The following is a 12,458-nucleotide window of genomic DNA, read 5'->3' as shown; positions in this document are numbered from 1 at the left end:
CAAAGAATGGTTACTTCAGCGCTCGCTCAAAGCGTTAGCTTTGGCGCGCAATAATGGCTTGAGTATGTAAGACAAAATACTTTTTTTGCCGGTCATGATGTCCAGCTGTGCGGTCATGCCCGGGATTACAGATAAGTGTTGTGCCGAGTCTTTTTCAGTGGTGATGGCTCGCACAAGGTAAAAAGTGTTGTCGCGATCATCCGTTATGGTATCGGCGCTAATATGCTCGATGGTCGCAGAAATTCCGCCATAGATTGCAAAGTCGTAGGCATGCAGCTTGATGGTTGCCGGCAACCCAGGACGCAGAAAGGCAATGTCTTTGGGTGCGATTTTAGCCTCAACCAGCAAGCGATCATCGGTGGGAACAATTTCAACAACGGCATTCCCTGGCTGCACCACTCCGCCGATCGTGTTCAGAAGCACACGTTGAACCGTGCCATTTACTGGCGAGCGAATTTCCGAGAGCTTTACCTTGTCTGCCAACCCGGCAACACTCTTGTTCAAGCTGTTTAGCTGCGAACTTGCTTCACTGAGTTCCGCCCGCCATTGGTTACGCGTGGAAGACTCAACCTCTCGCAGCCTGGATTCCGCTTCCTGAATACTGGCCTCTGCTTGCCGAACACGGGCAGCAGCCTGCAGGCGCTCACCATCAGCTGCGGCCTGATCGCGCTGTAAACGCAAGATTTCTATTTCCGAAACTGCGCCAGATGCCAGCAAAGGCTGGGTTGCCTGTAACTCTTGCGTCGACATACGGTAGGACTGCACGGCCGTCGACACCCGCGCTTGGGCTTCGCTTAGTTCCTGCTGCCGTTGGGCAATCTGTTCACGGGCCACCGATAACCGTTCATCCAGTTCTTCCAGACTGGCTTTGTAATAGCCCTCCTCCTGGCTTAACACCTGCTCCTGCACGGGCGTTACTGCCTCGCTGTAATTCAGTTTGAGAGGCTCGCTATGGATCAGCGCCTGTAGCCGCTTAACCTTTGCAGCCAGCGCAAATGCCCGCACGCTACCCTCCTGAAAGCTGGCGACAAAACGGGTTGGGTCTATCCGCACCAACAGGTCGCCTTTGCTGACGGTGGCGCCTTCTTCCACAAATACCTTTTCAATGACACCGCCATCTGCGGACTGCACAACCTGAAGCTGCCGAGATGGAATGACCTTTCCCTCTCCACGGGTCACTTCATCTACGGACGCATACGCCGCCCAGATAATCAAAACAATAAACGTCAGCGCAATGCCGTATAGCAGGCTTCGGGCACGAAGGGTGCTGTGCTGCTCCATGGCCTGATCTGCATCCGCAGGCCAGTGCCGTGAATTGTTGCGGAAGGCAGAGAAAAACGGCCGGAACAAGCGGTCAATCAAGCCTTTGCCCCGGGCTCCAACGGCATCAGCCTTGCTCAAACGCTCAAACGCCTGTTGCTCAATCTGCTTTTGGGCAGTTGTTTCTGCTAGCTTCGGGTTGTCGCTCATTGCACCTCCCGCTGAATGCTTCCTTGCTGAAGCGCCTGGAGCACGCTTTGTTTCGGGCCATCCGCCACGATCTTCCCGCCATCCATAACAATCAGACGGTCTACCAGATCAAGCAAACTGGTACGGTGGGTTATCAGTAATACGGTTTTACCTTGGCCAAACTGGTTCAAGCCTTTACTGACATGATTCTCCAGAGTGCTATCCATCGCACTGGTGGGTTCATCCAGCAGCAAAATACTGCTGTCTGCCATCACGGCGCGGGCCACAGCGATGGTCTGACGCTGTCCGCCTGACAAGCGATTGCCCGCCTCCCCTACCTGCATAGACAAACCATCGGCATGATCACCCACCAAACCTTTCAGGCCGGATACATTGATGGCCTGTATGAGGCGTTCGTTGCTGGGGTGTTCTATACCCAGAGTGACATTGTCGTACACCGTGCCGCTGAGTAACTGAACATCTTGCGGAATATAGCCAATGTTGCGGCGTAACTCGGCGGGGTCAATCTGGCCGATATTCACGCCATCCACCAACAATGTTCCAGAGGTTGGTCGATACAAACCGAGTATGAGTTTTTCCAGGGTACTCTTGCCTGAGCCCACTCGGCCAAGAATGCCCACGCGTTCGCCAGCCCGTATGCGCAGCGAAACTCCTTTCAAGGCCTCACGCTCTTCGCCCGGGTACTGGAATGACACATCACGCAGCTCAATTTCGCCGCGCAGCTTGCCTCGGCTGATCAGCTGTTTGTCGGGCTGACGATCCTGCTCGGCATCCATAATCTGTTCAACGGCGGTCATGGCCGTGGCCGCCTGGTGATACTGGGTGAGTAGAGAGGCAGTTTGCGACACGGGCGCCATGGCACGAGACGACAACATATAAGCCGCAATCAACCCGCCTTGACTCATGTCACCGTTAATAACCAGGTACACACCCGTGATAATCATCACCACCGACACAACCTGCTGAATCCAGGACGCCCCTGCCCCGACAGACATACCGAGCATGCGCTGTTTGCCAGAGCAGCCAGACAAAAATCGAGTCGATTGCTCCCAGGCGCTCTGCATACGGCTGCTGGCGTTAAAGCTTTTTAGTGTAGGCGCAGCCACAAGGCTCTCCACCAATCCGGAATTGCGCTGGGCACTTGCCTGGCTCATGGTTTCCGATAGCTGGTGCATGGTTGCCTGCACCGACAGTGCGTACAGGATGATGATTGCTGCGCCGAGCAATACAGGAATCACCATCACCGGAGAGATCAGGGCGATGATGACCACAAACAAAAGGAAAAACGGCAGGTCGATGAGCGCAGTCACCGTCATGGAGCCGATGAAGGATCGAACAGATTCGAACGACTGAACATTGGCCGCAAACGAGCCCACAGAGAGAGGCGCTTGCTCAAGCCGGGTTCCCAGAATCCGCTCCATAATGCGGGCAGATAGAGTGATATCCGCACGACTTGCCGCCAGTTCAACAAACCAGCTGCGCAGCAAGCGCAAGGCAAGATCGGCACAAATGATAATCAGCGCGCCAAGCGCAAGCACCCACAGGGTGTCCGTAGCATGGTTCGGCACTACCCTGTCGTAAACATTCATTACGAACAGGGGCATGGTCAAGGCGAACAAATTGATAAAAAAGGCGGCGATCAGGATATCCCTGTACACCGGCCGGTTTGCCTTGATTACACTCCAGAACCAGTGGCCTTTATCAACGGCAGAGCCTGCACCTGTTTTACGTTGATCCAGCCGAAAATCCGGCCGACAGTAGAGTGCGATGCCCGTGTAGCTTTCCTTGAGCCTGGCTAGTTCCAACTGCTGAGTTTCCATATCCACATCAGGCAACCGAACTTGCACGGTCTGCGCATGAAGATCGATGTTTTCCAGCACACAAGCTCGATTCCCCTCCAGCAAAACAACACAGGGAAGCAACAGGCTGTTCAGGCGTTCCAAGGGCTGCCGCGCCAGCTTCACCTTCATATCAACCCGCTCCGCTGCGCGGGCAAATACCGAAGGCGACAAACGGCCGTCGACCAATGGCAGCCCAGCAACCAGCGCATCATGGCTGGTCGTGGTGCCATTTTCAGCGGCAAGCCATAACAGGCAAGCGCTTAAGGGGTCATTCATCTGATCCATATCAGCGTTTCAAACTCATCTTCTGGTATGGGTGACGCGCACCTCAACACGGCGGTTCAGGGCTCTCCCTTCAGCGGTATCGTTCGTTGCATTCGGCTGATAAGAACCCGCGCCCGAAACCAGCATCACAGTGTCATCGACGCCACTATCGATTAACGCATCACGTACAGCAATCGCACGGGCCAAAGACAGCTCGCGGTTCAGCGCGTCGCTACCGGTACTGTCGGTATGGCCAACAATGTTGATGGATTTAACCGTGTCACGCTCCAGCAATCTGCGCGCAAACTGTTGCAGGCGAGCCATCGCATCGGGTTTGAACTCGGCGCTGCCGACATCAAACAAGGTGTCGCTGCCAAAGTTCAGAATTTCTTCGGTATCCGCTGTTTTCAGGAAACGGTCAAAGCTTCTGGCACCCTCATCCGGGATTGTGCAGTAACGGCTGGAGCCCGGGTGCACGGAACGGTTGATATCGCCCAGATCTGGCAGCTCTTCGCTGTTTACACTCAAGGTATCCAGCAGCCGCCCCATGCTGTGCAGGGTTTGTAAGCGATTGATTTCGAGATCGTAGGAGCCATTGATATAAGCTCGCTCAGCTTGGAAGAACTCATTTTCTGAATCGAGCACATCCAGCAAAGAGCGACGGCCGATATCGAACTGTTCACGGTAAGCGGCAAGCACCCCCTCAGCTTTCTCGCGATGGGATGCAAGGGATTCCAGTTTCACCTGCAGATTAAGCACATCACCATGGGCAATGGTTGCAGTCTGCCTTAGATCAACACAGGCTTTGTCCCGCATGCTTTCCGCTTGGCTAATCCGGCGCTCTGCCGCACGCTCTGATGCGCTATCACTTCCGCCGCGGTACAAGTTATAGCGCGCACGCAATTCAATAACAGTGTCATCCCCGTACGACTGTGGGTCTGTCCGCTTGTCGAAACTGTTGTTGTTTTTATAGATCCCGTGACGGGCACCAAATTCGAGCGTCGGGTAACGGCCGGCCTTTGCTTCCCCAAAAGAAGCTTCAGAAGCCTGAATTTCCTCAAATGCTGCGAACAGCGCAGGGTTATTGGCGTATACCGTGGTAAGAACCTGCCACAACTCCTCCGGTACTGCCTGTGACTGCACTTCAAAGGGGCTCAACTCTTCAGCCGGGAACCGCCCGACCAAGCGCTGAAAGCGAGCGGTTACGCTCTGCAGGTTGGCAATTTCAGTCATCAAATTAGAACGAGCAAGAGACAAACGTCCGTCGATCTGTTTTAAATCGGCCCGATTACTTACACCCTGGCTGGCACGATTACTAACGTGGCGCTGAACACGTTGATGATTGGCTACGTTTTTCTGAGCAAGGGCAACCAGTTCCCGATGCCGTAGAACACTCAGATAAACCTCACTGGCTTCGAGCGCTTTGGTTTCCGCTTCGTCCAACAGCTCGTAGTAACGGGCGCGACTGGTGTGCTCCGCCCTGGCTACGGCATTTCGCACCCGAAACCCGTCAAACAGCATTTGTGTGAGTGACACTTCAGCATAATTACGGTTATAGCTGCCTCGATCATCGAACTCACGATCGCCCATGCCAGCCGAAGCACTCAGATCGAGCGAAGGCAGATATCCGCCAAAGGCTTCCCGCCTGTCGTGGGTCGAGGCCTGAAAAGCATTTAAACGAATCTGCAACTCTGGACTGGTATCCAGTGTTTCTTTCACAACGCTCAACAAATCGTCTTCCGACGTTGATGCTGCTGCAAGCGTTGATGAATAACTTAAAGAAGCCGCAAGAGCAAAACCTGCGAGAGAGGGAATTCTAGCCATAATATCCTCAAGGCAACCAACACAGGCGTGAAGCCTGAGACGGGTGGATCAATACGCTGGCTTTGTGGGATATCGGGCAGAGACTGGGTGGCGGCATGCACACAACGGCAGCTCGGCGCACACCTGAGCCTGAAAAAGCCCAGCCCAAAGCAACGAGTGGTTAAGTTCAGAAAAACCATACCTTATGTATCAAAGAGATGAAAACCTTTGTCGGCACGCCAAAACCTGTGTGCAGAGGAACTTTTTTACTTTTTGCGATCAAACATCTCGGCTTGTTCTGATAACCGGCCACACCTGGAGCAGTTGATTGCAGGTGCCCCGCATTACATACTATCGGTGGCTAGACAGCCATTGACGTTGGCATCCGCAGATTCTAGCGACAACCATTCAAAAGGACGTAAATGGACACACTGCAACGCAGGCGCATTTTGATTGTCGACGATGAAGAAGCTGAGCGCATGCTACTTTCCGCTTATCTCCAACGACAAGGTTGTACTCTAATCTATGGGCGGGATGGCCTCGAGGGCATTGAGAAAGCGCGCGCTTTTCAGCCCGACATCATCTTGATGGATTCGGAGATGCCTCGCTGCAATGGCCTTGATGCCTGTAAGATACTTACTCAGGATCCCAGGACGTATCACATTCCAGTTATTTTTATCTCTGGCATGACGGCCCCAGAGCAACGTGTTCGAGGATTGCTTGCGGGTGCCGTTGATTACATCAACAAGCCTTTTGACTTTAACGAAGTTAAACTGCGACTAGCTATACACCTGAGGCATAAATCACAGCCACAGCCCAACACTGCAAAGCAAAAGGTGCCCGCAACCACCACAAGCCACCGACATACGATTGTGTTTCATTCAGCGCGCACGTACTTGCTAAAATCGCTGTCTTCCACTCCGTCAATGAAGGAGCTGGAAAAGCTAACAGGAACAAACAGCAAACACTTGAACGCGGCGTTCAAGGCTTGTTCAGGCACCACGGTATACGAGTACCTCAGGGAAGAACGCATGAAGGAAGCCAAGGGGTTGCTGAAAAAGACACATCTCGCCATACAGGATATTTCGCATCAGGTTGGCTATACAGACAGCGGTAACTTTTCAACTGCATTCAAGGAACGGTACGGGCTAACCCCCAGGGAATTTCGCCAGCAACACAGCTGATAACAAGGACGTTATTTTTGAACTCTATGCGCTGGAAAGCGATAGCCGCTGCGGTTATCGCTTCATTACTTTTAGCTCTGTCATCGGCCACATCTGCCAACTCCCCGACAGTTCTCAACACACCTATCGTGTTGTCTGAAACAGCGAACAACCAAGAACTAATAGATTCAGTGCTGGCAATTCCAGGGCACGAAAACATTCAAAGTCTCAGCCAAGCTCTAGCATTTCCCGACTGGGTTCAACCCCAGAAAAACACACTAAAGTCCCCGCGCCAGCGCACCACAATCTGGCTCAAGGCCCCTCTACAAAATCGTAGTGACCAAGCGCTGGTTCGCTGGCTCGTCCTGGAGCCCTGGCGAATGAACCGGGTGGACGCGTACTTTCTAAACCCGTCCACTGGCAATATCCTCCAGCAGAAAACCACCGGTTTATCAGTACCGTTGGAGGGGCGAACAGTTGGAAACGGGAAAACCATCATCCCCGTACAACTTAACGCCGGGGAATCTCAACTGCTGCTTCTGAAGGTTTCCAGCGACAGCCTACCCTTTATAAGCGTAAAGAACTGGGCACCCGAAGCTTACACTCAACTTATCAGTGACAACCGCATACTTCAGGTTGCGCTGCTTTCAGGCATTTTAACCTTACTCGTAGTTTTAGTGCTGCAGTTTGATATCAGGCTTTTGATTGCAGGATTATGGCTACTGGTTGCGCTTGTTTTTGAGACAGAGAAGGACGGCTTTTTCAGCAATTACTTGTTCAGTTTTCTCGCCGACTATTCACCTAACCTAAGAGTCTCTGCGTGGATACTCACGGAATACATGTTCCTGATGACATCGGCGTTCTTGCTAGGGCTAAGTGGCCACCGTGGCTGGCGCGCATTCTTGGCGCTCTGCGCCATTCCAATGCTCGCCATACCGTGGCTCAGCTTCATATTGGATGGGGGCAGCATCCGTAATCTGGGGATTGGGGTCGCTAGTGTATACGCGGTCAGCTGGCTGTTCATGGTACTGCCAGCAATACGTGTTCAGCGTTTCGGACAAACCACGATAATAGTCCTCCTCACGACATACTGGGGTGTTTCCTCATTCCTGTTGCTAGGCTATACGTTTAACTTCTATTACACCTCTGCCTTCACCGCCGCACGAATTTATGTTGAGATTCTCGTTGCCCTGGCTTTGATACTCACCTATAGCTGGCAGCAAAAGCACCAACTAAAAGCTGCAGCCCAAGCATTAAGTACTCAACGATTACACCATCGACAAGCTCTTGAGCAAGCGGTCAAGGACCGCACCGAAGACCTCAACACCGCTCTCGAAACCGCCCGCAAAGCCAGCAAGGCAAAAGTGAACTTTCTTGGACAAGTAACACACGATTTAAGGTCGCCATTAACCGCTATCTTGGGCTACGTTCAACTCCAGTCAGCGGGTGCGGTCGATGGCCACAAAGCAAATCAGGTTATCCAGGACCGGGCGCTTTATATGAAAGAGCTGATAGACGGCTTGGTTAATTACGCGCGGGACATCACTGTCGATGAGGAGGAAATAGAAGACATCTACCTCATTGCCTTTATCGACAATCTGGTAAACCACGCCCACATTATTGCCAGCAAGCAAAACAACCGATTCCAACTGATAATCGAAACTGACCTTCCAACGGTCATTCGCTGCCGCAGCAAACAATTACAGCGTATTCTGCTCAATCTTCTGGATAATGCCGCGAAATACACCAGCGAAGGCAATTTTTCTTTATCCATTGCAGCGGAGTATTCCTCGGGGCCGGAGCAGTCCCTCAGCTTCTGTGTAAGCGACACGGGGCGCGGCATATCAGCCGACGACCTAAAGAAAATCTACACTCCATTTTACCAAAGTTCTGAGAGCAACCCCGGCGCCGGTTTGGGCTTGCCGATCTGTTTTGAGCTTGCAGAAAATCTTGGGGGCACTTTAGAACTGGAAAGTGAGCTAGGTGTCGGCACCACGGCCACCTGCACGATTCCCTGCATAGTGGGCGATGAACAGCTCGCGGCTCCCTCTCTTGCAACCATACATGACCTATTGCCCGCATTTGATGCTAATGGGCAGAAAGCCTGGATTGTGGAGGATTCCCCTTCAATCAACGAGTTGCTAAACAACGAATTCACTGAGCTGGGCTTTGAGGTGAAACTGTTCACGACGGCGGAAGCTTTTTCAGAAACCGTTGCTCGCAATAACGATGGACCGGACGTTGTTATTACCGACTATCGCCTGCCAGGTGCCTCGGGCGCAAAAGTGCTCCACGCAGTACGCTCCAAATGGCGAAGCGTACCCGTCATTTTGCTCTCAGGCTCGCTAAACAGCACCTCGCGGCCCGAAGACGGCCACGCCGAGCGCTTCGATGCGTATCTATCAAAACCCGTCGACCTGCAGGAACTGCGCATGACAGTATCGGAACTCTGCAAAGTGCCACTACTAGAGTAATACCGATACCAACAACTGCTCGGCGCTGACTATCCCCCAATAAGCAATGGGCACAGAGGAATTCCAAAACCCAGAAAGCAAAAAAGGCAGACCAGTAAATTACTGATCTGCCTTTCTCTTATATGGTAGCGGGGGCAGGATTCGAACCTACGACCTTCGGGTTATGAGCCCGACGAGCTACCAGACTGCTCCACCCCGCATCAAACTTTTTGTGAACCAGGTCGCCCTGATCAACGTGGCGCGAATAATACGGGGCAAAACGTCTTGTGTCAAAGGAATTTACAACATTCCTTAAACTTAGCGCTCCAGGATGGCCGTAATACCCTGACCACCTGCCGCACAGATAGAAATTAAGCCTCGGCCACTGCCCTTCTCTTCCAGCAACTTGGCCAGAGTAGAAACAATACGGCCACCGGTGGCCGCAAACGGATGCCCGGTCGCGAGGCTAGAGCCTTTGACGTTCATCTTCGAACGATCGATGCTGCCCAGCGGCTTGTCCAGCCCAAGGCGCTCTTTACAGAAAACAGGATCTTCCCACGCCTTCAGCGTTGATAGAACCTGAGCGGCAAAGGCTTCGTGGATTTCATAGAAATCGAAGTCCTGAAGCGTCAGGCCAGCCCGCTCCAGCATGCGCGGCACGGCATAGGCGGGAGCCATCAGCAAACCTTCTTTTTTGTCGACGAAATCAACAGCAGCAACTTCAGAGAAGGTCAGCCATGCTTTGACTTCCATACCATTCTCTTTCGCCCACTCTTCACTGGCCAGCAGCACACAAGATGCACCATCGGTCAAAGCGGTGCTGTTAGCGGCTGTCATGGTGCCGTTTTCGCGATCAAAGCAAGGCTTCAGTGTTGCCAGCTTCTGCAGCGAGGTGTCCGGACGCAGAATATTGTCCTTCTCCAAGCCAGCCAGCGGTGTCAGCAAATCATCAAAGAAGCCTTCTTCGTAGGCTTTTGCTAGCTTGTGATGGCTCTCATAAGCAAGCTGATCCTGATCTTCGCGCTCAATATTCCACTCTTTCGCAGTCACCTGGCAGTGGTCACCCATGGACATGCCAGTACGCGGCTCACCATTTGTCGGAATTTCAGGAGCCAAGTGGCTCGGGCGAAAACGAGCCAGGATTTTCAGTCGTTCTTTGGCCGTTTTGGCGCGGTTGAGATCAAGCAGGATCTCGCGCAGGCCTTCACCCACACCAATAGGCGCGTCTGAGGTGGTGTCTGTTCCACCCGCAATACCACACTCGATTTGCCCCAGAGCAATCTTGTTAGCAACCAGAATGGCCGCCTCAAGACCGGTACCACAAGCCTGCTGGACGTCATACGCAGACGTTTCCGGAGCCAAACCAGAACTGAGAACCGCCTCACGCGTTAGGTTGAAATCGCGCGAATGCTTGATAACGGCGCCAGCAACAACCTCGCCTAATCGCTTACCTTGCAGGTCGTACCGATCCACCAGACCACGCAAGCAGGAGGTCAACAGCTCTTGGTTGCTGATTTTGCTGTATGCCGTGTTAGAGCGAGCGAACGGGGTACGATTACCACCAATCACCGCAACGCGGCGGATCCCCGTATTTGCAGCTGCAGCTTTTGGTTTGGAGCTTTTCTTGGCCTGTGCCATAACAAGGTGTCCTTTTGTAACGATGAATAGTGTGACGTTATGCTGAAGTCTATCGATAAACTGACTTGTCTCATTGGCAAGTCTGACAATACCAACACTGGGTTCAGTCAATCCAATAGACTGAAGAATCCTTACCCTTTAAGCCATTCGATGAACAAACTCGTAACAGGAACCACCTATGTCAGACCTCTACCTAAAGCTCGTCAACACCCCTGTTGGTAAATCTGCGGCCCAGTCACTTGGCCTGCCTTCACCCAACCCATTGAAGCGACTGAAGCGCGTAGACCAGCCCTACATTGAAGGCGACGTGTTGGTTGCTGCTGGCTCAGGCGCCAAAGCCGTATCCACTCTGGGCGCAATACTGGGCGCCAGCCCGGCCAATCTGTTCCACGCAACGGGCCCGGCCACACTTGAAGAATCGTCAAAAGTGGGCAACAAGGCAGAAGGCCTGGACGTAACCGGCGAGCTAAACGGCAAGTTTTCTGCTCTAATTTTCGACGCAACCGGCCTGAAAACCCCACAAGAACTGCGCGCTCTGTACGATTTTTTCCACCCGACTATCCGCAAATTAGCCGCTAACGGTCGCATTTTGGTTATCGGTCAAGACCCACATTCCTGCCGCAAAGCACCTCAGGCCGCCGCGCAACAATCGCTCGAAGGGTTTGTACGGGCGATGGGCAAGGAAATCGGCAAAAAAGGCGCCACGGCCAACCTGATCTGGATGGCGCCCAACGCTGAAAACCAGCTGGATTCCAGCGTGCGCTTCTTCTTGTCGCCTCGTTCGGCCTACGTGTCGGGCCAGTTCGTTCGCATTGGAAAAGCTGACACGGCGAAAGCCACTAACCCGGTAGCCCCGCTCGCGGGCAAGGTTGCACTAGTGACTGGCGCTTCTCGTGGTATCGGCGCCTCCATTGCCGAAACCCTTTCTCGTGATGGCGCCACCGTCATTGGCCTGGATATCCCGCAAGCACTGGAAGACCTGCAACAGGTGACCGACGCCATTAAAGGCAAAGCTCTGGCATGTGATATCACTGACGAAAAAGCACCCAAGCTGATAGCCGATTTCATTGCCAAAGAAACAGGCGGTGTCGACTTAGTCATTCACAACGCCGGCATCACCCGCGACAAGACGCTGGGCAACATGCCCGAGCACTTCTGGGACATGACCATTGCCGTCAACCTTACTGCCGAAGAACTCATTGATGAAGAACTGACACACCGCAGCCTGCTGAACGAGAACGGCCGCATTGTGTGCATCTCATCCATCAGCGGCATCGCTGGCAACTTTGGCCAAACCAACTATTCCTGCGCCAAGAGTGGTGTGATCGGATACGTTGAAGCCATGTCCAAGCAACTTAAGGACGGCATCACTATCAACGCCATCGCGCCGGGCTTTATCGAAACTCAAATGACTGCCGCCATGCCCTTCACCATCCGTGAAGCTGGCCGTCGCATGAACAGCCTGTCTCAGGGTGGCCAGCCCATCGATGTGGCAGAAGCCATCGCATGGTATTGCAACCCAGCCTCTGCTGGCGTTAGCGGTAACGTTGTGCGGGTTTGTGGCCAGTCGTTGATTGGCAAATAAAGCTCGATAGACAAAGCAAAGCCGGGCGATCACGGTCACCCGGTTTTTTTCGTATGCGGAAAATTTCTGAACGCAAAAAAAAAAGCAGATCCAATTGGATCTGCTTTTTTCAAGTCTGGTGGGTGGTACTGGGATCGAACCAGTGACCCTCGCCTTGTAAGGGCGATGCTCTCCCAGCTGAGCTAACCACCCGAAAAAGTGGCGGAGCGGACGGGACTCGAACCCGCGACCCCCGGCGTGA

General features: G+C 53.1%; 7 protein-coding genes and 2 tRNA genes. 3 read left to right on the top strand and 6 right to left on the bottom strand.

Annotation, left to right across the window (positions count from 1 at the left end):
• Positions 1-15 precede the first annotated feature (15 nt).
• Genes VOI14_RS10760 through VOI14_RS10750 form a run of 3 tightly spaced genes read right to left on the bottom strand, consistent with a single transcriptional unit; the run spans position 16 to position 5,399 of the window.
• Positions 16-1,470 (bottom strand): HlyD family type I secretion periplasmic adaptor subunit, encoded by a 1,455-nt coding sequence (locus VOI14_RS10760; RefSeq protein WP_323752053.1) that lies wholly within the window; start codon positions 1,468-1,470, stop codon positions 16-18.
• Positions 1,467-3,596 carry a type I secretion system permease/ATPase gene (locus tag VOI14_RS10755; protein WP_323752052.1) on the bottom strand — a complete coding sequence of 710 codons (2,130 nt, stop codon included), beginning with the start codon at positions 3,594-3,596 and terminating at the stop codon, positions 1,467-1,469. The genes VOI14_RS10760 and VOI14_RS10755 overlap by 4 nt, the downstream gene beginning before the upstream one ends.
• A 15-nt stretch (positions 3,597-3,611) precedes the next feature.
• Positions 3,612-5,399 carry a TolC family outer membrane protein gene (locus VOI14_RS10750; RefSeq protein WP_323752051.1) on the bottom strand — a complete coding sequence of 596 codons (1,788 nt, stop codon included), beginning with the start codon at positions 5,397-5,399 and terminating at the stop codon, positions 3,612-3,614.
• Positions 5,400-5,827: 428 nt separating this feature from the next.
• Between VOI14_RS10750 and VOI14_RS10745 the strand changes: the two genes are divergently transcribed.
• On the top strand, positions 5,828-6,562 hold the full coding sequence (locus VOI14_RS10745) for a DNA-binding response regulator (protein ID WP_323752050.1): 735 nt from the start codon (positions 5,828-5,830) through the stop codon (positions 6,560-6,562).
• 26 nt (positions 6,563-6,588) lie between these two features.
• On the top strand, positions 6,589-9,015 hold the full coding sequence (locus tag VOI14_RS10740) for an ATP-binding protein (protein ID WP_323752140.1): 2,427 nt from the start codon (positions 6,589-6,591) through the stop codon (positions 9,013-9,015).
• Between the two features lie 123 nt (positions 9,016-9,138).
• Here the strand turns inward: VOI14_RS10740 and VOI14_RS10735 are convergent.
• Together VOI14_RS10735 and VOI14_RS10730 are read right to left on the bottom strand one after the other, a co-directional pair.
• Positions 9,139-9,215 (bottom strand) — tRNA-Met (locus tag VOI14_RS10735).
• Positions 9,216-9,312: 97 nt separating this feature from the next.
• On the bottom strand, positions 9,313-10,632 hold the full coding sequence (locus VOI14_RS10730) for an acetyl-CoA C-acetyltransferase (protein ID WP_323752049.1): 1,320 nt from the start codon (positions 10,630-10,632) through the stop codon (positions 9,313-9,315).
• Positions 10,633-10,810: 178 nt separating this feature from the next.
• On the opposite strand from VOI14_RS10730, the gene VOI14_RS10725 reads away from it, so the two are divergent.
• Positions 10,811-12,217, top strand: a complete 1,407-nt coding sequence (locus tag VOI14_RS10725; RefSeq protein WP_323752048.1) for a 3-oxoacyl-ACP reductase — start codon at positions 10,811-10,813, stop codon at positions 12,215-12,217.
• A gap of 116 nt (positions 12,218-12,333) precedes the next feature.
• On the opposite strand, the gene VOI14_RS10720 is transcribed toward VOI14_RS10725, so the two are convergent.
• Positions 12,334-12,409, bottom strand: a tRNA-Val gene (locus VOI14_RS10720).
• Positions 12,410-12,458: the final 49 nt, after the last annotated feature.

Source organism: Marinobacter sp. (genome assembly GCF_034669625.1).
Taxonomy (GTDB): Bacteria; Pseudomonadota; Gammaproteobacteria; order Pseudomonadales; family Oleiphilaceae; genus Marinobacter.
This window is presented reverse-complemented; position numbering and strand designations above follow the sequence as displayed.